Source organism: Lachnospiraceae bacterium oral taxon 500 (assembly GCA_002999035.1).
Classification (GTDB): Bacteria; Bacillota; Clostridia; order Lachnospirales; family Vallitaleaceae; genus W11650.
In genome coordinates this window covers 69147-94389 of the sequence record CP027241.1, presented here as the reverse complement: position 1 = coordinate 94389, position 25243 = coordinate 69147, and the positions used below count along the sequence as shown (strand labels likewise).

Sequence of the window (25243 nt, the reverse complement as noted above, 5' to 3'; positions counted from 1 at the left end):
TTGTATGCCGACGATCAAAGATATTGCCAAATTAGCCGGGGTATCCAAAGCCACGGTGTCTAATGTGCTGAATGAAAAGGGAAACGTCAGCAGTGAAAAAATTGAAATTGTTAAAAAAATCGCAAAAGATTTGGGGTATCAAATTGACGGACAGGCGAAAATGCTGCGCAGCGCGGTTTCAAGAGTGATTGCCATCATTTTGCCCAATATTGCAGAAAAACGTTACGCACATATTTACAGTGCCGCCGCCAGAGCCTGTGAGCAGACTTCATACAGTTTGAAGCTGTATTTGACGGACGGATACGCCTATAAGGAAAAGCAGATTTTAAATCAGGTCGGAGCGGATCGCTGTGCCGGGGTTTTAGCGGTTACATCGTTTTTGAATCCGGAAAAATATTATGATGCCCAAAAGTTTAAGCTGCTTTTTCTGCTCCGCCGGGAAGAGCGGCCGGATTGTGCTTATTATACCTTTTCTTTTGAGCAGGCCGGACGGGCTTTGGCTGCGGCGCTGCGGCAGGCGGGCGCCGAAAAGTTGATTCTTTTATGTGAGGCCAGAGAAGAAAAGCTGTGCCGGGAACTGACGGACGGCCTTTTGTCCGAGTACCGGCCAGAGCAGATGGAAACGATTTTAGACAGCCAGGAGTTTTTTAATCAGGATATCTACAAGCAGTTTCGTGAAAATGAAAAGGCCTTATCTTTTGTGGTCTTTTCTCAGGAAACGGCCGAACTGATTGACCATATCAGTCATTTTTTAGGCCGGACGCAAGATCTGAAAGTTTATTGCCTGGCGGCGCAGAAGCCGGAGCGGGCGGAGCGCTTTTTTTCGTATGAATTAAATTACCGGAAATTGGGAATGGAAGCAGCCATTCATATGATTCAAAGTTTGGAGGAACAAAAGAGTTTATGTTCCAAGATTTTCCCAGCCGAAGAGCAGCGCAAGCCGCCTTTTTTCAGAAAATCGGCTCAAAAAGAACGAGTTCGGCTCTTGACATCGGAAACACCGGCCATCAAAGCCTTGGAGCTTCTTTTGCCTAATTTTGAAAAGCAGTACGGCTGCGCGGTTGAAATTGAGTATCAGCCGCTTGGTGATATTATCCATGACACTTTGCTGCGGCAGCGGGAAGCCTATGACGCGATTCGGCTGGACGTTTCTTATTTGCCTTATTTTGCACCGCTGGTGCTGGAGCCGTTGGCCAATTTGGGCGAGAGCGAAGCGCGGATTGAAGCGGATTATTTTGACAATCAGGCGAAAAATTATTCGCATGTCGGCGAGGTCTTTTATGCCCTGCCCTTTGACATCAGTGTGCAGCTTTTGTTTTATCGCAAGGACATTTTCTCCGACAGCCAGCAGGAACGCTTTTTTTATGAAACCTATAAGGAAAAATTAAAGGTGCCGGAAAGTTTTGCTGAGTATAACCGGTTGGCCGGCTTTTTTACGCAGGCCTTTCGGCCGGCTTCACCGACCCGGTATGGTACCAGCCTGGTGCTGGGGCACAATTCGTCGGCAGCTTCGGAGTTTTTGCCGCGCTTGATGTCCTATGGTGAACTGACATACGATGCGGCCGGCTTTTTGCAAATGGATTGGAGCCGGGCGTTTCAGGCGCTGCAAAACATGAGGGAAGCGAGGAATTATACGCCGGGCGGCAGTACGGCCAGTTGGAATGAAGCGGCCCGGCTGTTTGCCCGCGGCGAAATCGCCATGACAATCGCCTATATCCATCATGCCTCGGAGATTATCAAGGCCAAGACGGCCATTGCCGGCAATGTTGACTATGCAACCGTGCCGGGCGGGAATCCTCTTTTAGGCGGCGGAGCGTTAGGGGTTGCCCGTCAGTCAAAGAAAAAAGACTTAGCCTATGAGTTTATCCGCTGGGCAGCGTCGTCGCAAACCGGGATTGAACTCATGCTTTTGGGCGGTATTTCCGCCAATAAAAAATGCTATCAGGAGAGGGAGATTTTAAACCGCTATGCCTGGCTGGAGCATTTGGAAGAAAATATCTTAAAAGGAGAACGCAAGCAGATTTTTGTCAATCAGGAGCATCGCTTTGAGCAAAGCCTTTTGGAGAGGCGTATGGGTGAGCACATCGTCCGGAATTGTTTGGGACGGGAAAGTGACAGTGACTTTTTTGAAGCGGTGCATCGGATTTTGAATGACACTTTGACGGCTGGTAAATCCGGCACGGTCATTAAGCTTTAACCGAGGGCTGCAGTTTTGCAGCCTATCTTTATTTTGCGTCTGCAATCAGTGCCGGTCAGCCGGCTTAAAGGAAGATGAGAAAGTTAAGAATTGGATTAAAACGGAAGAGGAGGCGTGACTTTTCCTTGAAAATTTATACAAGATATCTTATACTAAAGGAGAAGAACAACTAAGATGCTGCTTTAGCACTGCGGTGTTAGAGTCCGGAACACAAAAGGCTGATCCGAAAGGAGGGAGTTTGGTATGGGGGGATTTCAGCTGTTAGGCATTATTGTCTTGGTAATCGGCATTTTATGCATGGTTGCTGAGATTTTTATTCCCAGCTTCGGCGTGGCGGGCGGTGTTGGCTTTTTGGCAATGACAGTCGGCATTATTATGATGGCGCAGAACTTTGCACAGGGGCTGCTGTATTTTGCCATTATGCTGGTCATCTCCGTTCTTTTTTTAATTTTGGGCTATCATTTTATCGGCAGTTCCAAAATTGCCTTGAAGAATAATCTGAACGAGGATATTTTGCCGGATTATCAAAGGCTGATCGGCAAACGGGGAAGATCTGTTACGCCGCTGCGGCCATCAGGCACGATTGAGCTGGAGGGAGAGCGCTATGATGTTTTGACGAAGGGCGAGTTTATCGCCACTAATGAAACGGTTGAAGTAGCGGCAGTGGAAAATAATCGTATTTTTGTAGGGAGGATTTAGCATGAAAGAATTAGTAATGGTTATGATTGATGGGATGCCCGGCATGATTGGCAGCTTGCTTTTGATTGCACTGCTGGTTATCGTTTTGGCGGTATTTTTCAGCTTTGTGCCGGTCGGACTGTGGATTTCTGCGGTTGCGTCCAACGCCAGAGTCGGTATTTTCACTTTGATCGGAATGCGCCTGCGGCGGGTAAAACCGGCGGTTATCGTTCTGCCGCTGATTCGGGCGACGAAAGCTAATATTCCGGTCAATATTGACCAATTAGAGTCGCACTTTTTGGCCGGCGGTAAGGTTGGCCGGGTGGTTGACGCTTTGATTGCGGCGCATCGGGCAAATTTGTCGCTCAGTTTTGAACGGGCGGCGGCGATTGACTTGGCCGGTCGTGACGTGCTGGAAGCCGTCAGAATGAGCGTTAAACCAAAAATTATTGAAACGCCGCCGGTAGTAGCGGTTGCCAAGGATGGTATTGAAGTTAAGGCTATTGCCCGGGTCACCGTGCGGGCTAATCTGGAACGTCTGGTCGGCGGTGCCGGCGAGGAAACGGTCATTGCCCGGGTCGGCGAAGGAATTGTTACCACGGTTGGCTCCAGTAACAGCCACAAAGAGGTTTTGGAAAATCCGGATTCCATTTCCGAGCGGGTTTTAAGCAAGGGCTTGGATTCGGGAACGGCGTTTGAGATTTTATCGATTGATATTGCCGACATTGATTTGGGCAGAAATATCGGTGCCAGACTGCAAATTGAGCAGGCCGAAGCCGATAAGCAAATCGCTCAGGCCAGAGCCGAAGAAAGACGGGCCAAGGCGATCGCACAGGAGCAGGAAATGAAGGCGCTGGTTGAAGAAATGAAGGCCAAGGTAGTCGAGGCCGAGGCCGAAGTGCCGAAAGCAATGGCGGAAGCTTTCCGCAGCGGCAATTTAGGTATTATGGATTATTACCGGATGCAGAATATGAAGGCCGACACCTCAATGCGGGAAGCCATCAGCAAGGAGAATAATTAAAACATATCCGCCTGTCTGAACCGGAGTAAAACCAGAAAGGGGGAACGAAAATGCGGATTATGTTAAGCGGCAGCAGCGGACTGATATTTGTGATTTGGATGTTTGTGACTTTTATTTCCGTAATTTCATCCATTAAGAAAAAGAATCAGACGAAAAACGGCAGTTGGCCGAATAATCAACGTCCGTCTTGGAACCCGGGAAATCAGCCGAATATGCAGTGGCCGCCGCAAAATGCGAATACACCGGAGTTTGAGCCAAACTCTGACGCCATGTCCGGCGGTTCTGCCCCCATGCAGCGGGCACAGTGGGATAATGCTAAGATCCGGCAGCAAATGTCGCGGTTTCAGGGGAATTCAGTGCCTGAGCCTCAGCCGGTACTAAAGAATCAGGGAAATGAAAGCAGTTTTACGGATTCTTATCCTGAGGAAGAAAGCTATCTGCGGGAAGAAGAGTTTCAGCGCCGGTCGGATGTATTCATTCAGCCGATGCCGATGGAACGGGTCGAGGAGTATGTGCCTGAGGAGTTTGGGGAAGCGGGCAGCACAGCCGAAGATAACTTTTATTCATCAAAGGTGATTCAAAGCAGTCTGCATGACGAGGGCGACATTGCCCGTGAAAAGGCGTATCAGTCTAAACACAAAGAAGCTTTTAAGCAGCAGAAGGCAAAGAAACAAAGTCGTTTTTCCGGCGTTTTGGCCCGGGGTAATTCGATGAAAAAAGCGATTTTACTGTCGGAAATCCTGGCGGAACCGAAAGCGTTGAAAGAAGGGTTTTAAAAGAAAGGCCTTAAAAGTTTAGTTTAGACTGGCTTTGGTTTATGAGCGGGATGGGCAAAAGAGACTGCCCCGCAAAGCTGCCTTTTCACCGGAGAGGCGGTGCATCCGGCAAAAAACGAAGCCTTTTGACGGGAAAGTCAGTTAAGAAAATTTGAATAGAGATAAACGGAATCAAAAAAGGAGATAGCCGCTAAGGCGAATCTCCTTTTGTCTTTTACTTAACTTTCCCATGCTCTGCAAAACTGAAATAGTCTTTTTTAGACGGACTGCCGCCCGGGCAGAAGTGCGCAGCGCTTCGATCAGGGAAAAGTCGGGTAATTTATTCTCCGGCGATCACATCACTCATGGAGTAAAGCCCAGGTACTTGATTTTTTAAAAAGGCAGCAGCTTTAACGGCGCCAACGGCAAAAATTCGCCGACTGCCGGCTTTGTGATGAATTTCCAAAATCTCGTCCTCGCCGGCAAAGATGACCTGATGTTCCCCGGCAATATTGCCGCCCCGAAGCGAGAGAATCCCGATTTCGTCCTGACGGCGGGGTTCGGTACCGGCGGAACGATCATAATTATAGGCATAGGCCTGCGGCAGCACCTGATTGATGGAATCGGCCAGATACAGGGCAGTTCCGCTGGGCGCGTCTTTTTTGCGGTTATGATGTTTTTCTATAATCTCAATGTCAAAGCCGGAACCGGCTAAGACCTGCGCCGCCTTTTGCACTAAACTGACCATCAGGTTAATGCCGAGGGACATATTGGCGGAGAAAAGAATAGGAATTTTCTTGGCACTGGCCTGAACAAAAGCAATGTCCTCGGCCGATAAACCGGTGGTACAGACGACAACCGGCAGCTTTTTGACGATAGCGGCTTCCAGCAACGGCCGAACAGCAGCTGCCACGGAAAAATCAACGATGACATCGCCGTCAGCAGAGCAGTCGCTTAAGGATGCAAAAACAGGAAAATCCAGAGTTTCATCGGTTTTTGCCGCAGAGTCAATTCCGGCACTAATTTCCATATCCGGCGTTTCTTTCACCAGTTGCCGGATAGTTTGCCCCATTTTGCCGAAACAACCGTGCAATATGATTTTGGTCATTAAAAATACCCTCCTGTATTGTGGTTTTAACGGTTCAGGCAGGCGGACATTTATACTGGATATACTGAAAAGATTGCTTTCCAAAGGAATATAAACATAAGTATAACGTCCGCATTCGTAATTCGTTGCTATGGCAAGAAATTACGAGCGGCTTACCTAAACGGGAATTGTTATTATTTTATCAGTCCCAGTTCTTTCATGGTAGCAGCCAGCTTCTCTTTATTAGCTTCACTCATTTCAATCAGCGGCAGACGCAAAGGCCCGACTTCCATGCCCATTAAGTTCATAGCGGCTTTGACCGGAATCGGGTTGGTTTCGCAAAAGAGCAGGTGGACCAGCGGCAGCAGCTTTAATTGCAGCCGACAGGCTTCTTCTGTTTTCTTGTCCAGATAGAGCATGACCATATCGTGGATTTCCGCCGGCATGATATTAGAAGCAACGGACACCACACCTTTGGCACCCAAACTCATCAGCGGCAGGATTTGGTCGTCATTACCGGAGTAGATATCCAGCAGTCCGTCGGTTTGATAGGCCAGTTCGGCGGCATGAGAAATATCGCCGGAGGCTTCTTTCACGGCAACAATATTGCGGCAGCTTAAAGCTAATTCCCTGGCGGTTGAAGCGGCAATATTCATGCCGGTTCGAGACGGCACATTATACAGCATGACCGGAATATCAACTGCTTGAGCGATTGCCGTAAAGTGAGCAATGAGTCCTTGTTGAGTAGTTTTATTATAGTACGGAGTGACTTGCAGCAGAGCGTCAGCTTTTAACTTTTGCGCTTCCTGAGACAACTTGATGCCGTGGGCGGTATCATTGGAACCGGTTCCGGCGATGACCGGAACGCGCCCGCTGGTCGCCGAAACGGCTACCCGAATGCACTCCAAATGTTCGGTATCATTCATGGTGGCAGCTTCGCCGGTAGTGCCGCAGACAATGATCGCATCCGTTTTGTTTTTTATTTGCCAGTCGATGATTTCTTCTAATTTGTCATAATTAACGCCGCCATTTGCGTAAAACGGCGTGACGATTGCCGTGCCGGAGCCGGTAAATAAACTCATAAAATACCTCCTGAAATGCTGAAAAATGAAAAGAATTGATGTTATGCTTTTGGTGAAACGCTTCTATTTCTTCTTTAACGAATCTCTGATTTCACGCAGCAAAAGAACTTCCTCGGAAGGCTTTTCTTCTTTCTTTTCCGGTTTGGCTTCTTCCTTGTGCCGCATTTTGTTGATTGCCTTAATCATTATGAAAATAACCAGAGCAATTGCTAAAAAGTCGATGACATTATTTAAAAATGCACCGTAAGTGAGAGCCACTTCAGCCGTAGTCACCGAGCCGTCTGCGGCCAGTTCGGCAGCTTTTAATACAATCTTAGCATCGGCCAGATTCAGATTGCCCATTACTAAGGACAACAGCGGCATAAAGATATCAGATACCAGCGAAGAAACAATTTTGCCAAACGCTGCGCCGATGATAATACCGACCGCCATATCAAAAACATTGCCCTTGAGTGCAAATTCTTTGAATTCCTTCATAAACTTTTTCATCGTAATGTGAATGGCTCTTATATTAATGGAAAGAGCTATACTCCTTTCTTTTGGTTAAATTGTAATAGTAGATTATACTCCCCTGCCGATTTTTTATCCAACTCGTAAACGGAGCGGCTTTTGTTTCAGTCATGGCAGAGCTTTTTTGTATCCTTATTTTAAGCATTTTTACCGGTTTTGTCAATTGAGATTTTACTTTGATGACCGAGTACTGAAAGCGGCGCTTTACCGACGATTAATCTTTGATGCTTGCTTGACAAAAATCATCCTTTCGTTAAAAAAGTGGATAGTCAGTGAAAATTCGTTTCGTGTGATTGAAAAAGTGAATTTTATGGGTATAATATAATTGGTAGGAATTGTAAGGTGGTACTCTGATGAATTTTGAAACCGAGAATATTGACTTTAAGTTGCAGCAAGGTTCCTCCAAGCAGATCCGCCGGATGATTAAGGAAAGCGACGGAGATATATTTGAGAAAAATCGATCTCTTGAGCAGGACTGACATACTTTCGCATTGATATGAATGCTGAAAAATGGGATAAATGATAATTTAAGTTGTATAGGGGGAAGAAGCAATGCCGGATTCAGCTAATAAAATTATACAAGAAATTGAAGCGGAAAGAGTTCGTCGCATCAGCCTGACAAGGAAAGATTTAGAAAAATCATATCTTGAGTTGGAAAAGGATAAATTTGCTTCTAGCAAAAGGCTTAGATTTGCAGCCGATTTAGCCGGAAGTAATGAAATAGCATATCATTATGAGCTTATTTGTAAAGATTGGGAAAAGGATATAAAGCTACATTTAGAGAATGGATTTGAGAAACATGGTAGAGAAGGAATAGAATTTTTATTTGAACAGTTAGATAAAATTGAAGATGAAAAAGCAAAAATATACACGGTTTATCTGATAGCAGAAATCCTTTCAAAATTAAGACATAGAGATTTTTATTCATTGTTTTGCGATGAACTTACTGCTATTCTTATTTCACTTTTAGGCACAGATAACACTATTCTTCGCCGAAAACTTATAATAGCTTTTGGTTGGGTAGGTTCGTCAAAAGAAATCGATTTACTAACGCAGCAGATGATTTGTGATCAAGATTCTCTTTGTCGGGCATGGTCTGCAACAAGCCTTATGCAAATGTTATTTCACGGAGTGCAGTCGGAAGAACTACAAGCAAAAACAAAATTAGTATTTGCTAAAGCTATTACAGAAGAAAAAGATTTATATGCTTGTGGAGTTATAGTAGAGGCGGCACAAACAATATTTGGGAAAAAATGGATATCTTCAACTGCTGTAGAAAATAAAGAATCTGCAAAAATAGAAAAGGCAAAGAAATCCGCCTTGCGTTTTTTGAAAATATTTAATAGAAACGAATGAATAGGATGATTTGTTGAGTGATGAAATTATAAATGCAAATGTTTTAAACAGAACGTATCGACCAATATTTATTTGAAACTGTGAGGTTAAAAATGGAATTTAAACAGGATAGGAACAGTAATATTACTTTTAGTTTACACGATACCAGAATAAAGAGTGTTATATTTAAAGATAATAAATTGATTTTAAAGGCTGATAAGATATTTAAGTATACAAAAGATGGTGAGAAAATATATTCCGGAGAAATTATATTTGATGGTAGTGACTTAGATGAATGTAGAGTTCTTATTTTTGATAAAGTTGTCTATGAAGGAAAATTCTCAGGAAATGCTGTAGGCATGAGGGAGTATATGGAAAAGTATTTGGATGTAGAATTTGAAATCATCACAGAAGGCTATTATGGATATTGTACGACTTATACAGGCTGGATAAGGGAGAATGGGAAAGAGCCGGTATCAGGCATTATGTATATTTGGAATTCGGGTGATATGGTGTATCATATTAATGAATAACTCAACTTTCCCATAGTCTTTTCGCAGAAAAAGTATTGTTTCTCTGTAAGGACAAAGGAATGAGACCGCGATTATTTTATGATAGTTTAGTATAATTCAACGTGATATAAGGCAACTCCCGGTTTATCATGCAGACTTCACCGCCAGACCAAATGCTTTGAAGATAAATTAGGAAAACATACGAGTGATGAGAAAGCGGAGTTTTTCTCGGTTTGAATAAAATGAAAAAGAAGGTAATATTAATAGAGGGAGGCAAATATGAAAATCGAACATATCGCATTGTATGTAAACGATCTCGAAGAAACCAGAAAATTCTTTATAAAATATTTGGGTGCAGCATCAAATGACGGATACCATAACCCCAGAACGAACTTCCGCTCGTATTTTCTTTCGTTTGAGGAGGGGGCACGACTTGAGATTATGAATAAGCCGGAACTGTCAGACTTGCCCAAAGACCTTGCCCGTACCGGGTATATCCATATTGCGTTCAGTGTAGGAAGTAAGGAGAAAGTAGACAGTTTGACCGCAGCGCTGAAAGCCGATGGATATGAAGTTGTCAGCGGCCCCCGAACCACAGGAGATGGCTATTATGAAAGCTGCATTGTGGCAGTCGAGAATAATCAAATTGAGATTACAGTCTAAGGCTAACTTACAGTCAGTTTTCTATTCAGATTCGTAAGCATATTCCGGTGATGGTTTTGGTATTATGTATTTTAGGTATTATATTGGGCTTTATGGCAATGGGTTTAGGGATTATTTTTCCTATTGTTTTATAGAAATAAAGCAGAAGTTGTGGAGATAACCATGGAAGATTATATCATACTTTTAGGGCGAGCTGGTCTGGAATATTACGATGAACAAGGAATAAAATATTTTGTGGATTCGGAATTATGTGAGGGAGACGAATATGATTATGCGATATATGTAGATAGTATAAAGCATACGGGCTCAAACAGAAAGTTAACCAAGAATGAAAGAATTCAAATCGCAGAAAAAGTATTGTTTCTCTGTAAGGACAAAGGAATGCGACCGCGATTATTTTATGATAGTTTATTATAAACTCTAATATGATTTTTAACTATCTTTTCAAAAGTTCTTATATGCCGATATAGCCTGTCTTTACAGGTATTTTCGGCATTTTGTATATCGGGAGATACTCACATATTTTCTTAAATCTGCTTGTGTTTTCGCTTTGAAAGGTAGTAAAGAAGTAGTAAAACCTCTCTTTTCCTTTAAGCCGCCAGTCTGAAAAATTCCGCCTGTGCGCTGTCAAATGTGGCGTGTGCGTAATAGTTCAAGGTCATAGTTATGTTGGCGTGTCCCATAAGATACTGTAAGGCTTTCGGATTCATTCCCGCATTTGCCATATTGGTACAGAATGTGTGCCGCAGAGTATGAGGTGTTGTTACTACCGGCAAAACTTCCTCGTGTTTCTTGTTGTACTTTTCTACAAGTTTGCGAAACATAATATCATAGTTAATGTAGTTTTGAGGTGTTCCGTTTCTTGTAAGAAAGAGAAAGCCTGTATAACCGTCAACAGTAAAATCGCTTTTTCTTCGGTTCTGTACCACTCTCTGCAAAGCTTCCAGTACGCGGTCGCTCATTGGAATTTTACGAATGCCGTTTTCCGTTTTCGGAGTTTCTATGCGGTAGGACTTTTTACCGGAGTATTGAAGCTGATGATCCACATTGATTGTCCGATTCTCAAAATCAATATCACTGTCCGTTAGTCCGCAAAACTCGGAAATACGAAGTCCTGTTCCAAGCAGAATGATAAGCTCATCATAATACTTGTAATAGACCTTATCGCTTTTTACAAAGGAAATCAGGCTTTCTTCCTGCATGGGCGAAAGAGGGATTTTCGGCTCGGTGTCATCCTCAATAACTGTATTGATAGGAAAGTCAAAAGGATTTTTCCTGATACAGTCATCCTGAATAGCGGTGTAAAAAGCTGCCTTTAGAGAACGCTTATGGTTGCTAATCGTGATAAAAGAATAGCCTTTTTCTTTCATGCGTAAAGCCCATTCCTTTGCATCGGACATTTTCACATTCTCAATGCTACATGCTCCGATTGTATCTTCCTTAATTATTCTCATGAGCTGCTTTCGCCCTTGCTTTGTACCATGCCTTACATTTGCATGATTTCGTATGTGCTTTTCGTAAAGCTGGCACACGGTCATTTTCTTTCCTACAGGGTCAATACCGTCATCAAGGTCTTTTTGTATTTCCTTGATTTTTTCACGCAGGGATTTATCCTCGCGTTTTCCTTTCGGTGTCTTATCCGTAGGAACTAATTTCCATGCGTATACAAACTGCGGCTTCCCAAAAGTATCTGTATATTTGTAAGCATATCTCCCGTCTTTTCTCTGGCTCTCACCTGACCGCAAAATTCGGTTTTTGCTGTCCCGTCTTTTTCCTGACATTTTATGCTCCTTTCCAAGACGGAAAGAGCCTTGATATGCTATATCTATTATACCATCGTCAAAGCTCGATCTCCATTAGATTGTGTCAACCGTATCGATCATTTTTTCAAACTGTCTGCGCTTGATCTGAATACGGTTGCCATTTAATATAACCCAATTTGCAGTAGGATTTTCTTCTGCCAGTTTTCGCAGCTTATTTTCTCCGATGCGAAAATACTTTGCCGCTTCTTCTATGGTAAGGGTATATTTCTCCCAGATAGGGACATCCGGTTGATTCATCTCATCGCCCCCTTTCTCAAAATAGGTATAGTAAAAGTTCTGATATTTATATTTAAGAAAGGCATTACCGGATGGCTGTAAGCCTTAGCCTCACGGGAGTTTCACCCATGCGTGGTTCTCACGCGGCCCTACCCATTGCCTGCGACGCTTCTAACGCTCGGACTGTGGCTGTAAGGGAGTATCATTATATATTTTGTGCTGTCATGGCTTGCAAGGCGCTACACTTGCTTTGTAGTAGAATATTTCTCGCTCGGCTTCCGTGTAGGGAAGTGTCATGGCGTATTCTCCGCACAGCTAAGGCACAAAAGGAAAGTGTCCGGTTTGCCCTATGATACGCCGCCGTTATCTTGCGGGTATGTTTGTCAAAGAACAGATTCAAGAATTTCCTGCCTTGTCTGCGGAAAGGGGAGCGCAGATCGTTACATTCTTAAATCTTGAAAATCAGGACAGCCTGCATGAGCTTTGAACGAAGGCGATCTCGTATATCCTCATCTATGCCGTAATAGGTATTTCCGCGTTCATCACGGAGCTTTCTCATAGAAAGGTGTGCGATATATCCTGCGTAATGCTTGCAAACAATATTCATTGCCTGCGGCTCTCCTTTGGTTGCGGCTATGATTACCGGATAAGGCAACAAGCCGCGTTCATCATCGGTTGTTTTACCAGTCTGGGTAGTCATAAGCGTGTTCCTCCAAATAGCGTTTTAACAGCTCAAATGAGCTGGTTCTTCGATACTGCACTGTACTTCTCGGAATCTGATAGAGTGCCGCGATTTCCGCATCGCTCATATCAAAGAAGTAGTAGAGCAGGACAGCTCTGCGTTTTTCTTCCGGCAAGCTGTGGATTGCGTCAGCGATAAGCTTTGCACTCAATTCTTTTCCGCCTGCGAAAAAGGTCTGTTCTTCTTTATCCTCTGCAAAGAAATCTTCACAGGTATAAAGCTGGTTTTCCTCTTTCGATGTCAGATCAGAAAAGTTAATTTCGTGTGCCTGCCGCTTCCTAATCTCCTTATGGGCATTGATACTTTCGTTCTTCAATGTCCGCTTGCAGAAGCCGTTAAATGCGCAGCGTATCTGCCATTCGGTTCTTTCAGGTTCATTCATGGTATTCACCTCCTTTCGCAGCCGCGAAAGCGGGTAGAATTTCCCCTTTCGTAAACCCTCAACAACGCAGAGCCCAAAACTGCCAAAGAAAAGCGAATATTTTTAGAAAAAAGTTTTTGCAAGCACAAAAAATCCCGACTGCGCAGGACAGCCGGGATCGGACATGAAAAGATAGCTATATGAATATGATTTAATGGTTCATTTATACAAGCATGGAAACCCAGAAATAGAATATATCTCTTTTAACAAGATTTTAAGATAACGAAAAATGAACACGGCGATACCTCCTTTGATACCGCCGTGTTTTCATATGCTATGATTGAGTTTAAACTCCCGCGCCTTTATTAATAACATAAAAACGGCGGTTTAACTTGATTTGTCTAATAATTTTAGTAGGAACATTCCGTGCAAACAAAAACGAAAGTCATTTTCATATTTGATGATACTGAAACAGCTGAATTAGCCATGTTTCTATATTTATATCTTTTATTTATTTCCTAAGAATATTAATATCGTGCGTACCCGTGCTAAGAAGTACAGTGTGATTTTCTACAGAATGAAACCCTCCAGATTTTGCTGCATCAGCAATTTGACCTTTTATTACACCTATCGGCATCCCCTGTAAATTAAATGCCATATAACCTAAAATCATATCCCACGGTCCGGAATAATCTGGTTCAATTCCTTCATTTAAGCACACAACTACTCCACCGGGATTTAATGCTTTTTTCAATTTTGCAAAGAAATTTGCACCGCCTGCAATGACGAACAACATAATGGATGAGCAGATGATTAAATCATATCCGCTACCAATATCATCGTTTATAAAGTCTCCAGTTTTAATGGAAACGCTATCTTGCATATTGCAACGTCTTATGGTTTCTTCAATAAGTGATTTCATATCCGGTCTATCAAAAAGAACTCCCGTACGATTGCTCGCGTCCTGTATAACTGCAACACCAAGACAACCTGCACCGCAGCCCAGATCCAATATTTTATGAATAGATTTATACTCGGGAAGAGAGCGGAGAATTTCTAACAGTTCATATTGACGTATCCCTGATTGAGCATCACGCATCGCATCGCCATAAGCTGCAAAATCCATAGAATGCTGTGTCCGTTCCTGCGGTTTAGGACCTTCCTTCACTTGCTGTGCCACATTTCCAAGGCTCATTCCTTGATTATTACAGAAAAATGTCAGCACGCTTCCCATATATGCAGGCTTCCCCTTAACAAGATATTTTGATGTTTCTGGCATATTACAAAATGTATCTCCATTTCGCTTAAGATAACCAAGACTATATAAACCTTTCAAAAGATTGAAGGTATTGGATTCATCCCAGCTCATTTTTTTAGATAGCTCTTTTGTGGTGATAGGATTTTCTAAATTTGAAAATACATCTAATTCAATGGCACCATGTATCAGTTGCTGATAAGCGGGGAGATACGGCAGTGTTGTAAGCTGTTCATAAATATTTATTTTGTTAATCATAGTAATTTATCCTTTCTTTATTTGTGGCATAATTTTTTCATTTTATATTTAACGGATATCAGTTTTATCGATAAATTTCAGATTGTGGGTTTTCAAGCTTTGCAAAACCGTTCGAAAGTCTCTTTCTTGCAACTTCAATATATGGATGTACAACGGCCTTTGCAGGACATTGATGATAACACTCGGCACATAAAATACAATGTTTAGGATCACGAACCATTTGTATTGTGTTATCAATATATGCAAACATATTGACAGGACATGCTGAAACACATCGTTTACAACCAATGCATTTTTCAGTATTGATTGCGACTTTCTTATATTTTCCATGAATTTTTTCCTGGCTGAAAATGCGGAACATAATGCGTTTCATAAATGGTGCATACGCAAGTTTCTTTTCTACATTGACCATAGCTATCTTGTCGTTTACAACCTTTTCTGCTATTTCTGCCGCTTCTGCAAGGATTTGATCCTCAACTGTTCCCGGCAGATTTGGATTGATCCGTTTTTTGAAAGTTGATGTCAAAGTATGCTCCGCAGCAATCTTAATGCCCATAATCGGAATATATCCTTTGTCATTAAGCGCTTTACCCATTTCTTCCAGTGCAACACTGCTGTGTACTCCTCCATATGTTACAAGCGGAATCGCAGGAATCTGTTTTTCCTTTTTCCGAGGAAGTGCGCGTATTGTCCTGAGCATATTTTGCTCACAATGTCCAGCATATACCGGGGCACAGGGAATCAATAAATGATGTTCTCCAAGATCATCAACCAGTGTTTTTGTAATTGTGAAATCCTGAAGATACTTATCGTTTTTTGTGATGTTAATCATATGACAGGAAATTCCGTTATCTTCAAGAAGACTCATGAATTTTCGTGCAGCAATGAGAGTATGTCCTGATGGACTGAATACAATAAAAACAGCTTTCATTATATATCACTGTCCTTCCGTTTATCATCAAAATAATAATGGCCACCATTTCCATAATCCCAACTTCCAACCCTTGCTCCCAATTCAAAATGTAATTTGGCAATCCCAAGATCAATTATCGCAGTTTCTGTTGGAATTGTAATGGAAGCAGTTACCTGTCCATCCTTATATTTGAATACAAATGGGCGTAAATTTCTTGCGGTAGGTGCAAGATAAACAGAATCCATACCTTGCTTAAACCACTCCGGCACAGGCTCTTCCGCTTCTATTAAAGCTTTCTTAGATTTATTTTGTCTGTGCATACCATATTCCATCATTCGTTCTTTAAGTGAATGCTTTTCATCTGAATATCCGATAGCTATAACGCAATCCAGCACTTCATTTCCTTCGCATAATTCCTTCGCTGCATTTTTATCATAACTTGTCCCAACCCAGCATGTGGATAGACCCATTGCAGTTGCTTCAAGAATTAACTTTTCGCCAAAACGACCTACTTTTTCCATACGATTTAGAAGTGTTTTGCTTCCAATCATGGCAATGTAGTTCTGAACACCTACAAACAGACCATAGCTTTTGCGAAATCCGTCAAAAAGCTTCCCTCCATTCCCAATTATCAATTTCATATTAAGTCCGGATTCTCTATTGTACAAAGCGATGCTATCTTCGAGTTCTTTTACATATTTTGAATCAATTGGTTTATCTATATACTTCCTGCGGGAGCATCTTTTTTTTATGGCAGAAAGATACTTTTCAATTTCCATTTTGTCTCCTCCTTCGCACAAAAATCTTGAAAACTTATTTTGTTTAATATATAATTAAGTTAGTTTTATCTAACTTATGTTTTATTTTACTTATTCATATCTTTAGCGTCAATGAAAGATATCAATAATTAGCTATTAGCACAAATCATTTGTCGAATGGAGAAAATATAATTTTATGAGCAGACAATTAGAAAAAATGTATAAGGATATTTTTACAGGCAGGGGTGTTATTCCATGTGAACCTGTACCGGGATTTAATCCGAATGGTAAATTTTATAAAATGAATCCTGAGCTTGGCAAGGGATATTGTTGGGTTTATCAATGTAATCCGTATGTGACTATCACCATTATGGATCAGATTCACTATGAAGATACCTATTGTGCTTTTGAACAACCGGAATATATTTGTGTTGGTTATTTCTACTCCGTTTCCGGCGAAATATTGACACCTTATCGTCGTTTGACATCCGGAGCAATTCAAGCGTATGTAGGGGAAAAGAGTGAATATCGTATGATACTTCACAAAAAAATTCCTATCGATAGTATAAGCATTACCTTTATGCCTGAATATTATAAGAAATATTTAAATGAACAATACCCTGACATTTATGAAAATCCTTCAGAAGCATTTAGACAGATAGACGGCTGTTCCAATTTTCCCGAATTGGTCATGGTTTTCAATCAGCTCAAAAATTATATGGGAGACGGCATATCGGCAAAGCTGTTTTATGAAAGTAAGGTAAATGAAGCCCTCTCCGTAATTCTTGAAAAAGCAAAAAAACAAAATAAAGAACGTGGCAAACAACGTTTTTCAATGCCTAATGATGACTTGGATGCCATAATATCCGTATCCAATTATATTAACGACCATTATGCCGCGGATATCAGGATCGATTTTCTTGCACAAATTGCATGCATGAGCCAAGCTAAGCTGAAATATATATTCAAGGATGTATATCGGATGAGCATTCAGCAATATATTGTTACACGTCGTATTACACATGCTGAACATCTCCTTAGAGATACAGTACTTCCGGTATCTCAAATTGCCGAAATGGTCGGTTATAAACATATAAGCAGTCTGTCTGATATGTTTAGACAGCATACAGGAATGAAGCCTACCGAATACAGGGAAAAAATGCAGATGATAATAAATAAGTGATTAGGTTATTTTATGATATGAGTAACCAATGATAATGGGTAGATATCGCCTAAACAAAAGAGATAAAAAGACGAAGAAACAGACATCTAATGTGTCAAATACTAATTGAACAGATCTTACAAAATAAACGTTGCTGTTATATAAATTGCAGCGTTTTTCTTTGCAATCTTTGGCAAAAAGTGAATTTCCGTTGTTGTAGAGATTAAGGGATAAGTGGAATAGCAAGCATAGGAAAGGGGTACCCTTTCCGTAAAAATCTCTATTTTTCGCAGTTCCGGCAATAGAGATTTTGCTTGTTGGGAAGTTTCCCAAACCCTCTATGAAAACGGAAAGGAAATTCACCTATGAATAACAGAAAAAGAAATGTGCAGATAAAATTTCGTGTTACGGAAGAAGAACGAAACTTGATTGAAGAAAAAATGAAACAGGTGCCTACAAGAAATATGGAAGCGTACCTTCGGAAAATGGCGATAGACGGATATATCATTCAGGTAGATCACAGCGATATAAAGAAAATGACGGCAGAGCTTCAAAAAATCGGGGTCAACATCAATCAGATTGCAAAAAGAGCGAACACGACGGGAAATGTGTATCAGGAAGATATAGAAGAAATCAAAGGAGCCTTAAAAGAGATATGGCGGTTACAAAGATTAAACCTATTAAAATCACATTAAAAAAAGCTCTTGAATATATCCAAAACCCCAATAAAACCGATGACAAAATGCTCGTTTCCTCTTTCGGATGCAGCTATGAAACCGCAGATATAGAATTTGCCTTTACGCTTTCACAGGCACTTGATAAAGGAAACAATTTAGCCCATCACCTGATACAGTCCTTTGAACTGGGAGAGGTCAGCTTTGAAAAAGCCCATGAGATTGGAAAGCAGCTTGCAGATGCTGTAACGAAAGGACAGTATGAATATGTCCTAACCACTCATATTGATAAAGGGCACGTCCATAATCACATCATTTTTTGTGCCGTCAATTTCGTGGATTATCACAAATATAATTCCAACAAAAGAAGCTATTACGGAATCAGAAATATCAGCGACCGCTTATGCTATGAAAACGGTCTGTCGGTCATCACTCCGGAAAAAGGACAAAAAGGAAAAAGCTATATTGAGTATCAGGCGGAAAAGAAAGGTACAAGTTGGAAAGGCAAAATGAAAGAAGCGGTTGATCTTCTGATTCCTCAGATAAAGGATTTTGAAGAACTTTTAGAGAAGCTTCAAGCTTCCGGCTATGAAATCAAACGCGGAAAATATATTTCCTGCAGGGCACCCGGACAGGAGCGATTTACAAGACTGAAAACCCTCGGAGCAGATTATACGGAAGAAGCAATCAGAAAACGGATTGCAGGAATAAAGAGCCGCACCGGAAAGAAATTGACAAAAGAGAACGGAATATCCCTACTGATTGATATTGAAAACAATATCAAGGCACAGCAGTCGGCAGGCTATGAGCATTGGGCGAAAATATATAATCTGAAACAGGCTGCAAAGACAATGAATTTCCTTACGGAAAATAACATCTTGCAGTATGAAGATCTGATAAAGAAAATAGATGAAATTATCCTTGACAGTGAACAGACAGCATGCAGCTTAAAGCAGAACGAAAAGAAACTTTCCGATATGGCTGTTCTTATAAAAAATATCTCAACCTATCAAAAGACAAAGGATATTTACAGAGGATATATCAAGGCAAAGGATAAGGAAGCATACAGGCGTAAATACGAAAGCAACCTGATCCTTTATGAAGCTGCGACAAAGGCGTTAAAGGATGCAGGCATTAAAAAGCTTTCGAATCCTACCACTTTGCAGAAAGAATATTCCGTCCTGCAAAAGCATAAGGAAGTTCTCTATTCCGATTATGGAAAGTTCAAAAGTAAAGTCAAAGAATATCAGAGGATCAAGCAAAATGTTGATACGATTTTACAAAGAGAAAATACAGGCAAGGAGCATACAAAGACCCTTGAATGATTCTTCTTGTTGACGGAGAATAAATTTCATGGTATGCTATGACTAACTAAAGAAACGGGAAAGACAATATATTTAAGGACAGAAAGCAGTTCCCGAAAGAAAAAGAGCTGATATTATGACGCGCGGAGAAATATGGAAAGATTTTTTTAAGAAAGTAATAGTGCCTGTTCTGCTGACAGCATTTCTCTTTTATTGGGGAAAAAGCATCTTTACACAAAACGGAGAAACAAACTTTTTTTATGTATGGCTGTTTTGCGGCGTTCCTTTCGGTATCAGAAGAATGTTTTTATGGCTGATTCCGGTAAATCATGACTTTACTGCCACGGTGGGAATATTTACGGTAAATATCATAGCAGGCGGAATGATCGGCTTTGTTGTTCTTCTGTGGAAGCTGCTTGTCGCTGCATGCTATATCCCGCTTACGGCATACCAGCTGCTCACTGCCGGGAAAATAGTAAGATAGATGTTCATGTTGAGAATTAAAGAGAAACGAGGTTTCTATGGATATAATAAGAGCGATTTTGGATGGGATCATGATGGCGGTCTATTTCAATGGACTGGCCGCCGTATTTATTTTAATTAACTCACGATACTTTTTCAGCAGTTACCCGAAGTCCATTCAACAAGCAGCGCCGAATCCTGCAACAAAAGAAGAAAAGAAAGCAGGTGCGAAAATCATGTGTTTTTTGCTTTTGCCGCTGTTTCTCTATGGAGCGGTCAGCGCCGTTTATGCGGGAACGAGCGATTTTTGGATGCTGTTCCTGTCCGGCTGTGAACTTCGGTGACCTGATCTTTCTTGACGGAGTGCTGTTCTCAAAGCAGAAAACTCGCGTTATGCTTCCGGGGACAGAAGATCACCCTGATTATGAAACAAAAAATTGGATGCGAAAACTCGCTCTGCCGGAACATTTGTTTTTCTGGCCGTTTCTTATTGTGCCTCTTTATGCGCTTATACAGACAGGGCTTGCGCTTTTGATCCGGCATTTTGTCGTTCTTACATTTTAGGAGTTGGAAAAGGAATTACCCATGAAATTAAGCCATATCATTTTAAAAGTCGAGCGGCTTGACCGCGCTGTGCAGGAATACAGGGAAAAGGGCTTTGCCGTTGAATACGGGAGAAAGAAAAATCCCATCAACGCATTGATCTACTTCTCAAACGGTCCCTTTATCGAGCTTTTGGACGGAACACGGATGCCCGGAGCAGCAAAGACCGCCATGCGTTTCTTTGGGAAAGGCATGATCATTGACAGATTGCAGCGCCTTGACGACTGCACCCCGGGCTATTGCGAGCTTGCCCTTGAGAACTATGAAACCGACCTGAACAGAGAAATTGCTATTTTGCAAAAGCACGGAATTAAAAGCTGCAAGGCGCCCAACCGCCGGGTAGATACCCACGGCAGAGATCTGCGCTTCCGCCTTGCTTTTCCGGAGGCTCTGGATGTCCCGTTCCTGATGACTTATTTTTCCGTTGATCCGAAGCCTGTAAATTTTGTCCATCCGAATGGGATCCGGGAGGTCGGCAAGGTCGTCTACGGCACCGATCCCTCCCGCTTTGCGGTGATCCAGGAGCTGTGCGACGATAAGCGGCTGGAGCTTACAGAGGGCGGCGGGATCCATGTAGAATTTATAAAATCGGATAAGGGCAATGTATGAGCAGGGTGATCGTCAAAAGCTCTGTATTCCCGGCCGGAGTAGAAGTAGTATGGGAAAAGCTGCAAAACCTTTCCTCCCTGCAATATGTCGCCGCACCCTTTGAACCGGCGGACGGCAGGAACGATCTGATATGGAGCTGCGGAGAGATATTCCGGTTCCGCCTCCGCCTGTTCGGGCTGCTTTCCTTTGGGATCCATACCATACGGATCGTGACCTTTGACCGCGAAACGCTTACGATCTATTCCAATGAGGGCAATCCCCATGTGCCGGTATGGAACCATCGGATCAGCTTAAAGCCCTTAGGCAACAACCATACGCAGTACAAGGACGAGGTGGAGATCGACGCCGGATGGAAAACAGCGTTCGTCTGCCTCTGGGCAAAGCTATTCTATGCGCACCGGCAGAGGAAATGGAAAAAGCTGCTGAAATAAGAAGGTTACATATAGAAAGAGGATACAATGGAGACGAAAAGAGAAGAAATCATCCGCAAATGGTTTTCGATGTGGCTTTCAAAGGAGGATGGCGGAATTTTAGAACTGTTTTCTCTGAACGCAGTTTATATCGAAAGCTGGGGACCGGAATATCACGGAAGCGAAAAGATCAGGCACTGGTTTCAGGAATGGAATGAGCGCGGCAATGTCCTGAAATGGGAGATCCAGGGGTTCTTCCACAGCGGTGATCAAACGACGGTATGCTGGTTCTTTTCATGCAGGATGAAAGACGGCACGGAGCAGGCCTTTGACGGCATCTCGCTCATCACATGGGATATGAACGGAAAAATCGCAGAGCTTAAAGAGTACGGCTGCAATATAGAAAGATATGATCCCTATGCAGATGGCGAAAATCCCGTATTCAGAGATGAAAAATCGTTATGGTTCTAATAACAAAAAAACAGCGGACGCAGCGGCCACAAATACATGGCTGCCGCGTCCGTTTTTCTCTTGAATTTTTTCCTTGTGTTACGCAGTTAAACCTCATTTTTAAGGATATAGGTATGAATCCCTGCCGCAAGCTGAAACTCTCCTAAAAAGCAAGCATATTATATAGAGCATTTCCACCCTCTATTTCGTAACAAGGCTTCTCTTTTTTCGCATTCTTTCCGCCGCCTGCTTTCTTGTGATTTTCTTTCTGCAATCGGGGCAATATTTCGCATTGTTAGATTTTGATGCAAAGGGCGCTCCGCATACGGTGCAGCGGCGTTTTTCTTCCGGGGCGTAAAGCTCTGCAAAAAGCTCTCTGTCAAGAGGAAGCACCGCGTCTGAAAACCAGCGGCAAAGAAGGGAGCAGGATATAAGCTGTGGGCAGGGGCAGGCTTCTCCGTCATCAAGCAAAATGCAGTTTCCGTTATCAAAGTTGCAGCATTCTTTTTTTATAAGGCGATTGACACGCTTTACCTGTTTGGGTGAAAGCGTTTTTGACTTCCTCATATTTCATCGGCGGGATCAATGGAAAGCGCGGCAAATTCCTCATCGGACAGGCTGTTTACCTTTTTGACCGTGCGCTTTGCAAGCTCCCGCATATCATAATCCATAAAGGAAAGTGCAAATGCAATTTTCTCCGTTACTTCCTCCTTGGTTTCGCCCCTGTAAATAGCCAGTAAATTCATTTCTTCAACTGTAAAAGGATTCATGCTATACCTCCAATTCATGATTTTTTGTTTTCGTGTTATGTTTTTTCTGTTCAGACTGTTTCTTTGCTTCCTTTAGCTGCTCCCTGATAGACGGCTTTTTCTCCGGCTCATCAGGGCTGCGAGGTTCCGCCTTACTTTACCTGCACGCTTACATCCTTTTCCTGTGAAGCTTCTTCCTGCATTTTCTCAAAATCATCTATGGAGATTTCTTCTAATCCTTGCCCTGAAAGCTCGTGCATTTTTAGGATTTCATCACGGGCTTTTTCAATGGGGATTTCCTCATTATCAAGCTGTCCGCCGTCAAGGTCTGTAAAGTCCGGCTGATACAAAGTATAGTCGTAGCCTGTTTCGCAGGTCTGAATATATAAATAGTTTCCACTTTCAAGCAGGTAAGCCGCTTCCTGTTTTTCTTCCTGTAAAGGCGATTTCGTTTCTTTTTCTGAAAGCTCATTTTCTCTTTCCCTTTGAAGCTCCTTAAAATGTCCGTCTATGCTGTCAATCAGCTCCGATGCGGCAAGGCGGATGGCTTCAAGAGAGCCTTTTAATTCGGACAATTCCTTTCCGCTGCTCCAGCCTGCAACATATCCGAAAGAATAGTCGGATGTATCAAGTCCGTAGTGCCGGCATACGGTATAGGCGACGCTTTCCGCCTCAACCTCTCGGGTACGCTGGTTCGGGTGATTTCCTTTTTCTTCTTTCGGTGCATTCAGGTCAATGTCATGCAGCTTTGCATGGGCGATTTCGTGAATGGCGGTCTTTAGCGTTTGCAGCTCGCTCATGTTATCGTCAATAGCAATTCTTTTTTCTGCAAGGTGATAGTAACCGTGGGCGCTTCCCTCGATATGCTCAAGGGCAATCGGAACAGGAGATGCCTTTTTCAGTGCCGTAGCGATCGTGGTATTCATCAAAGATAAGGGTTCCCTGTTTCATAAATTTTCTCCTTTAGAAGTCATTTCTTCCGTACATATCGTGATTAACAAGCGCGGTGTAATAGTTTCCTATTGTTGACGGGGCGTTGAAAAGCACTGCCTTTAGATACTGCTTGATGTTTCTTACCTTTGTGGTATTTTCCTGCATACAGTCAAGAACAAACTCAATGTGGCTGCTGTCAAGCTTCATAAATTTTGCCTTTACAAGCTCCGCCGGGTATTCATCGCCTGCAATCAGGATTTTCTTTCTTTGGCTGCATACGGTTTCAAGAATGAGGTCAAGGATTTCATCAATGCGATCACGGTCAAGGCGTTTTGCGTTTATGAGGTGTTCATACTCGATATGCCTCTACTTCGTAACATGGGCATAAAAAAAGCGGTGTTCTTATACTTCCTTTACAGAAGCAAAAGATCACCGCTTTTACGATTTCCTATTTAATTTTGGTCCCTGCAACATACCTTTCGTATCTGTGGTAAAATACCTTTATTCGCAAGAGTTTTTACAGCACATCAAGGCTCTTTCCTCAAAAGTAGTAAATTGGTAGTAAATTCAACTTGTACTCTTGCAAATTTCCTTGTATTTCAAGGGGTTTGAGGGTTAGTTATTAAAGTTTAGTATAATTCAACGTATACGCTTGCGCGCTTCAAATTTGAAAGTTGTAATCGGGATATAATCGAAATCCGATAAAATTTGTACGAATACTGTAGGGCAGGAAAAACAATACTCCTCTAAAATATAGTCGAAAGGAGGAAAATGAAATGAATATCATAAAATCGTTTAATAATACGATTGATTATCTTGAAACAGTTCTTGATGATGAGATAGATGAAAGGAAGGTAACTCAGTTATCCGGATATTCTTATGCTATGTTCAGCCGCTTGTTTTCTATTCTAACGGAAACAACTCTGTCAGAATATTTAAGAAGCAGAAGATTAACAGAAGCTGCTATTGACCTAAGAGATACGGATGAGAAGATAATAGACATAGCATTCAGGTTTGGTTATGAATCATCGGATTCATTTGGAACTGCATTTAAGACTTTTCATGGATTTACTCCTTCAGAAGTAAGAACAGGGAAACCGTTCAAATTAGTTTCACGAGTGCAGTTAGCACTAAGTGTCAGAGGAGGAAGAAGCATGAACATTACAATTCAAAAGAAAGAAGCATTCACAGTTGCCGGTGTAAACGAACAAAACATCAATTCATCCTTGTGTCCGGCTGTATGGCATCAACTATATGAAAAGTATAGCCATGATGAATTGGCAAAACTTGGAGATGGAGAGAGTGTCGGTGTTTGCCATGATGTGGAAAATCCAAGCACAATAAACTATATGGCAGGCTATATTGTTGCCGATGTCGATACAGCAAAAAGTATGGGTTTAGATGTTTTGGCAGTAAAGGAAGCAGAATATGCAGTTGTAGAATTAAAGGGAAGTGTGCCGGAGTGTATTCATAACGGTTGGAAATATGTGATGGAAGTATTTTTTCCGGAACATGGTTATGCACATTCGGGAAGTCCTGATTTTGAATATTACTATGAAGGAGATATGCACAGTCCCGAGTATAAAATGGAACTTTGGATTCCTGTATGTAGAGCTTAGTAAGGTTTCGCTGCCTAAAACAATGGAATAAAAGCTATGCTGTTGCAATTCATTAAACAGTAAGTCAAAGTGATTTACTGTTTTTTTATTATGCATTTTTTA

At 42.1% G+C, this 25243-nt stretch carries 29 protein-coding genes and 3 pseudogenes; 18 read left to right on the top strand and 14 right to left on the bottom strand.

The genetic code is table 11. The features are described 5' to 3' along the window. Positions 1 to 4 precede the first annotated feature (4 nt). From C3V36_00535 to C3V36_00520, 4 genes are all read left to right on the top strand, one after another. Positions 5 to 2197: a hypothetical protein gene (locus tag C3V36_00535; GenBank protein AVM67881.1), complete on the top strand. Its 2193-nt coding sequence runs from the start codon at positions 5 to 7 to the stop codon at positions 2195 to 2197. 243 nt (positions 2198 to 2440) lie between these two features. Continuing rightward, on the top strand, positions 2441 to 2896 hold the full coding sequence (locus C3V36_00530; protein ID AVM67880.1) for a hypothetical protein: 456 nt from the start codon (positions 2441 to 2443) through the stop codon (positions 2894 to 2896). 34 nt (positions 2897 to 2930) lie between these two features. Beyond that, positions 2931 to 3896, top strand: coding sequence for a hypothetical protein (locus C3V36_00525; GenBank protein AVM70380.1), 966 nt, complete (start codon positions 2931 to 2933; stop codon positions 3894 to 3896). A gap of 50 nt (positions 3897 to 3946) precedes the next feature. Next, positions 3947 to 4672, top strand: coding sequence for a hypothetical protein (locus tag C3V36_00520; GenBank protein ID AVM67879.1), 726 nt, complete (start codon positions 3947 to 3949; stop codon positions 4670 to 4672). 319 nt (positions 4673 to 4991) lie between these two features. Here C3V36_00520 and C3V36_00515 read toward each other — a convergent pair whose 3' ends face one another. The 3 genes from C3V36_00515 to C3V36_00505 form a co-directional block, all read right to left on the bottom strand. Continuing rightward, entirely contained in the window at positions 4992 to 5759 is a 768-nt protein-coding gene (locus C3V36_00515) for a 4-hydroxy-tetrahydrodipicolinate reductase (GenBank protein ID AVM67878.1), read from the bottom strand. Positions 5760 to 5932: 173 nt separating this feature from the next. Then, the gene (locus tag C3V36_00510; protein ID AVM67877.1) at positions 5933 to 6820 is read right to left on the bottom strand and encodes a 4-hydroxy-tetrahydrodipicolinate synthase; all 888 of its coding nucleotides are present in this window, start codon (positions 6818 to 6820) and stop codon (positions 5933 to 5935) included. Positions 6821 to 6883: 63 nt separating this feature from the next. After that, positions 6884 to 7309 carry a large conductance mechanosensitive channel protein MscL gene (locus C3V36_00505; protein ID AVM67876.1) on the bottom strand — a complete coding sequence of 142 codons (426 nt, stop codon included), beginning with the start codon at positions 7307 to 7309 and terminating at the stop codon, positions 6884 to 6886. Between the two features lie 573 nt (positions 7310 to 7882). Between C3V36_00505 and C3V36_00500 the strand changes: the two genes are divergently transcribed. The 4 genes from C3V36_00500 (at position 7883) to C3V36_00485 (ending at position 10257) form a co-directional block, all read left to right on the top strand. Next, positions 7883 to 8686, top strand: coding sequence for a hypothetical protein (locus C3V36_00500; GenBank protein ID AVM67875.1), 804 nt, complete (start codon positions 7883 to 7885; stop codon positions 8684 to 8686). Between the two features lie 92 nt (positions 8687 to 8778). Next, positions 8779 to 9198, top strand: a complete 420-nt coding sequence (locus C3V36_00495) for a hypothetical protein (GenBank protein ID AVM67874.1) — start codon at positions 8779 to 8781, stop codon at positions 9196 to 9198. A gap of 258 nt (positions 9199 to 9456) precedes the next feature. Then, entirely contained in the window at positions 9457 to 9840 is a 384-nt protein-coding gene (locus tag C3V36_00490; GenBank protein ID AVM67873.1) for a glyoxalase, read from the top strand. Positions 9841 to 10002: 162 nt separating this feature from the next. After that, the gene (locus tag C3V36_00485; GenBank protein AVM67872.1) at positions 10003 to 10257 is read left to right on the top strand and encodes a hypothetical protein; all 255 of its coding nucleotides are present in this window, start codon (positions 10003 to 10005) and stop codon (positions 10255 to 10257) included. 173 nt (positions 10258 to 10430) lie between these two features. On the opposite strand, the gene C3V36_00480 is transcribed toward C3V36_00485, so the two are convergent. Both C3V36_00480 and C3V36_00475 read right to left on the bottom strand, forming a co-directional pair. Continuing rightward, positions 10431 to 11621 (bottom strand): site-specific integrase, encoded by a 1191-nt coding sequence (locus C3V36_00480; protein ID AVM67871.1) that lies wholly within the window; start codon positions 11619 to 11621, stop codon positions 10431 to 10433. A 75-nt stretch (positions 11622 to 11696) separates the two neighbouring features. Then, positions 11697 to 11900 (bottom strand): excisionase, encoded by a 204-nt coding sequence (locus C3V36_00475; GenBank protein ID AVM67870.1) that lies wholly within the window; start codon positions 11898 to 11900, stop codon positions 11697 to 11699. A gap of 71 nt (positions 11901 to 11971) precedes the next feature. On the opposite strand from C3V36_00475, the gene C3V36_00470 reads away from it, so the two are divergent. Beyond that, the gene (locus C3V36_00470) at positions 11972 to 12232 is read left to right on the top strand and encodes a hypothetical protein (GenBank protein AVM67869.1); all 261 of its coding nucleotides are present in this window, start codon (positions 11972 to 11974) and stop codon (positions 12230 to 12232) included. 95 nt (positions 12233 to 12327) lie between these two features. Here the strand turns inward: C3V36_00470 and C3V36_00465 are convergent, their stop codons facing one another. From C3V36_00465 to C3V36_00445, 5 genes are all read right to left on the bottom strand, one after another. Then, complete coding sequence (locus C3V36_00465) at positions 12328 to 12579, bottom strand: helix-turn-helix domain-containing protein (protein AVM67868.1); 252 nt, start codon at positions 12577 to 12579, stop codon at positions 12328 to 12330. Beyond that, positions 12560 to 13003 (bottom strand): RNA polymerase subunit sigma, encoded by a 444-nt coding sequence (locus C3V36_00460; protein AVM67867.1) that lies wholly within the window; start codon positions 13001 to 13003, stop codon positions 12560 to 12562. The genes C3V36_00465 and C3V36_00460 overlap by 20 nt, the downstream gene beginning before the upstream one ends. Before the next feature lie 490 nt (positions 13004 to 13493). Further along, complete coding sequence (locus tag C3V36_00455) at positions 13494 to 14495, bottom strand: methyltransferase (GenBank protein ID AVM67866.1); 1002 nt, start codon at positions 14493 to 14495, stop codon at positions 13494 to 13496. 64 nt (positions 14496 to 14559) lie between these two features. Beyond that, the gene (locus tag C3V36_00450) at positions 14560 to 15426 is read right to left on the bottom strand and encodes a 4Fe-4S ferredoxin (GenBank protein AVM67865.1); all 867 of its coding nucleotides are present in this window, start codon (positions 15424 to 15426) and stop codon (positions 14560 to 14562) included. Next, positions 15426 to 16187, bottom strand: a complete 762-nt coding sequence (locus C3V36_00445; GenBank protein ID AVM67864.1) for a nitroreductase — start codon at positions 16185 to 16187, stop codon at positions 15426 to 15428. Before C3V36_00445 ends, C3V36_00450 begins: the two co-directional genes overlap by 1 nt. A gap of 175 nt (positions 16188 to 16362) precedes the next feature. On the opposite strand from C3V36_00445, the gene C3V36_00440 reads away from it, so the two are divergent. From C3V36_00440 to C3V36_00405, 8 genes and pseudogenes are all read left to right on the top strand, one after another. Continuing rightward, positions 16363 to 17349: an AraC family transcriptional regulator gene (locus C3V36_00440; GenBank protein ID AVM67863.1), complete on the top strand. Its 987-nt coding sequence runs from the start codon at positions 16363 to 16365 to the stop codon at positions 17347 to 17349. A gap of 344 nt (positions 17350 to 17693) precedes the next feature. After that, entirely contained in the window at positions 17694 to 18023 is a 330-nt protein-coding gene (locus tag C3V36_00435; protein ID AVM67862.1) for a plasmid mobilization relaxosome protein MobC, read from the top strand. Then, the gene (locus C3V36_00430; GenBank protein ID AVM67861.1) at positions 17984 to 19327 is read left to right on the top strand and encodes an endonuclease; all 1344 of its coding nucleotides are present in this window, start codon (positions 17984 to 17986) and stop codon (positions 19325 to 19327) included. The genes C3V36_00435 and C3V36_00430 overlap by 40 nt, the downstream gene beginning before the upstream one ends. A gap of 115 nt (positions 19328 to 19442) precedes the next feature. Then, positions 19443 to 19790 (top strand): hypothetical protein, encoded by a 348-nt coding sequence (locus C3V36_00425; protein AVM67860.1) that lies wholly within the window; start codon positions 19443 to 19445, stop codon positions 19788 to 19790. Positions 19791 to 19827: 37 nt separating this feature from the next. Then, positions 19828 to 20332 (top strand): annotated as a pseudogene (locus C3V36_00420) (hypothetical protein). 21 nt (positions 20333 to 20353) lie between these two features. Then, a complete protein-coding gene (locus C3V36_00415; protein ID AVM67859.1) occupies positions 20354 to 20980 on the top strand; it encodes a VOC family protein in 627 nt (208 codons plus the stop codon). Further along, entirely contained in the window at positions 20977 to 21411 is a 435-nt protein-coding gene (locus C3V36_00410) for a hypothetical protein (protein AVM67858.1), read from the top strand. The genes C3V36_00415 and C3V36_00410 overlap by 4 nt, the downstream gene beginning before the upstream one ends. A gap of 27 nt (positions 21412 to 21438) precedes the next feature. Continuing rightward, positions 21439 to 21861 (top strand): conjugal transfer protein, encoded by a 423-nt coding sequence (locus C3V36_00405; GenBank protein AVM67857.1) that lies wholly within the window; start codon positions 21439 to 21441, stop codon positions 21859 to 21861. 180 nt (positions 21862 to 22041) lie between these two features. On the opposite strand, the gene C3V36_00400 is transcribed toward C3V36_00405, so the two are convergent. From C3V36_00400 to C3V36_00385, 4 genes and pseudogenes are all read right to left on the bottom strand, one after another. Further along, positions 22042 to 22407, bottom strand: a complete 366-nt coding sequence (locus C3V36_00400; GenBank protein AVM67856.1) for a conjugal transfer protein — start codon at positions 22405 to 22407, stop codon at positions 22042 to 22044. Further along, a complete protein-coding gene (locus C3V36_00395) occupies positions 22404 to 22610 on the bottom strand; it encodes a conjugal transfer protein (GenBank protein AVM67855.1) in 207 nt (68 codons plus the stop codon). Before C3V36_00395 ends, C3V36_00400 begins: the two co-directional genes overlap by 4 nt. Positions 22611 to 22744: 134 nt before the next feature. After that, positions 22745 to 23497 (bottom strand): annotated as a pseudogene (locus tag C3V36_00390) (hypothetical protein). A gap of 55 nt (positions 23498 to 23552) precedes the next feature. After that, positions 23553 to 23885, bottom strand: a pseudogene (locus tag C3V36_00385) (helix-turn-helix domain-containing protein). A gap of 413 nt (positions 23886 to 24298) precedes the next feature. On the opposite strand from C3V36_00385, the gene C3V36_00380 reads away from it, so the two are divergent. Next, entirely contained in the window at positions 24299 to 25141 is an 843-nt protein-coding gene (locus C3V36_00380) for an AraC family transcriptional regulator (protein ID AVM67854.1), read from the top strand. Positions 25142 to 25243 lie beyond the last annotated feature (102 nt).

Excerpts from the sequence above, each read along its gene's own strand:
- C3V36_00535 (AVM67881.1), top strand. The coding sequence starts at position 5 with ATGCCGACGATCAAAGATATTGCCAAATTAGCCGGGGTATCCAAAGCC.
- C3V36_00530 (AVM67880.1), top strand. The coding sequence starts at position 2,441 with ATGGGGGGATTTCAGCTGTTAGGCATTATTGTCTTGGTAATCGGCATT.
- C3V36_00525 (AVM70380.1), top strand. The coding sequence starts at position 2,931 with ATGCCCGGCATGATTGGCAGCTTGCTTTTGATTGCACTGCTGGTTATC.
- C3V36_00520 (AVM67879.1), top strand. The coding sequence starts at position 3,947 with ATGCGGATTATGTTAAGCGGCAGCAGCGGACTGATATTTGTGATTTGG.
- C3V36_00515 (AVM67878.1), bottom strand. The coding sequence starts at position 5,759 with ATGACCAAAATCATATTGCACGGTTGTTTCGGCAAAATGGGGCAAACT.
- C3V36_00510 (AVM67877.1), bottom strand. The coding sequence starts at position 6,820 with ATGAGTTTATTTACCGGCTCCGGCACGGCAATCGTCACGCCGTTTTAC.
- C3V36_00505 (AVM67876.1), bottom strand. The coding sequence starts at position 7,309 with ATGAAAAAGTTTATGAAGGAATTCAAAGAATTTGCACTCAAGGGCAAT.
- C3V36_00500 (AVM67875.1), top strand. The coding sequence starts at position 7,883 with ATGCCGGATTCAGCTAATAAAATTATACAAGAAATTGAAGCGGAAAGA.
- C3V36_00495 (AVM67874.1), top strand. The coding sequence starts at position 8,779 with ATGGAATTTAAACAGGATAGGAACAGTAATATTACTTTTAGTTTACAC.
- C3V36_00490 (AVM67873.1), top strand. The coding sequence starts at position 9,457 with ATGAAAATCGAACATATCGCATTGTATGTAAACGATCTCGAAGAAACC.
- C3V36_00485 (AVM67872.1), top strand. The coding sequence starts at position 10,003 with ATGGAAGATTATATCATACTTTTAGGGCGAGCTGGTCTGGAATATTAC.
- C3V36_00480 (AVM67871.1), bottom strand. The coding sequence starts at position 11,621 with ATGTCAGGAAAAAGACGGGACAGCAAAAACCGAATTTTGCGGTCAGGT.
- C3V36_00475 (AVM67870.1), bottom strand. The coding sequence starts at position 11,900 with ATGAATCAACCGGATGTCCCTATCTGGGAGAAATATACCCTTACCATA.
- C3V36_00470 (AVM67869.1), top strand. The coding sequence starts at position 11,972 with ATGGCTGTAAGCCTTAGCCTCACGGGAGTTTCACCCATGCGTGGTTCT.
- C3V36_00465 (AVM67868.1), bottom strand. The coding sequence starts at position 12,579 with ATGACTACCCAGACTGGTAAAACAACCGATGATGAACGCGGCTTGTTG.
- C3V36_00460 (AVM67867.1), bottom strand. The coding sequence starts at position 13,003 with ATGAATGAACCTGAAAGAACCGAATGGCAGATACGCTGCGCATTTAAC.
- C3V36_00455 (AVM67866.1), bottom strand. The coding sequence starts at position 14,495 with ATGATTAACAAAATAAATATTTATGAACAGCTTACAACACTGCCGTAT.
- C3V36_00450 (AVM67865.1), bottom strand. The coding sequence starts at position 15,426 with ATGAAAGCTGTTTTTATTGTATTCAGTCCATCAGGACATACTCTCATT.
- C3V36_00445 (AVM67864.1), bottom strand. The coding sequence starts at position 16,187 with ATGGAAATTGAAAAGTATCTTTCTGCCATAAAAAAAAGATGCTCCCGC.
- C3V36_00440 (AVM67863.1), top strand. The coding sequence starts at position 16,363 with ATGAGCAGACAATTAGAAAAAATGTATAAGGATATTTTTACAGGCAGG.
- C3V36_00435 (AVM67862.1), top strand. The coding sequence starts at position 17,694 with ATGAATAACAGAAAAAGAAATGTGCAGATAAAATTTCGTGTTACGGAA.
- C3V36_00430 (AVM67861.1), top strand. The coding sequence starts at position 17,984 with ATGGCGGTTACAAAGATTAAACCTATTAAAATCACATTAAAAAAAGCT.
- C3V36_00425 (AVM67860.1), top strand. The coding sequence starts at position 19,443 with ATGACGCGCGGAGAAATATGGAAAGATTTTTTTAAGAAAGTAATAGTG.
- C3V36_00415 (AVM67859.1), top strand. The coding sequence starts at position 20,354 with ATGAAATTAAGCCATATCATTTTAAAAGTCGAGCGGCTTGACCGCGCT.
- C3V36_00410 (AVM67858.1), top strand. The coding sequence starts at position 20,977 with ATGAGCAGGGTGATCGTCAAAAGCTCTGTATTCCCGGCCGGAGTAGAA.
- C3V36_00405 (AVM67857.1), top strand. The coding sequence starts at position 21,439 with ATGGAGACGAAAAGAGAAGAAATCATCCGCAAATGGTTTTCGATGTGG.
- C3V36_00400 (AVM67856.1), bottom strand. The coding sequence starts at position 22,407 with ATGAGGAAGTCAAAAACGCTTTCACCCAAACAGGTAAAGCGTGTCAAT.
- C3V36_00395 (AVM67855.1), bottom strand. The coding sequence starts at position 22,610 with ATGAATCCTTTTACAGTTGAAGAAATGAATTTACTGGCTATTTACAGG.
- C3V36_00380 (AVM67854.1), top strand. The coding sequence starts at position 24,299 with ATGAATATCATAAAATCGTTTAATAATACGATTGATTATCTTGAAACA.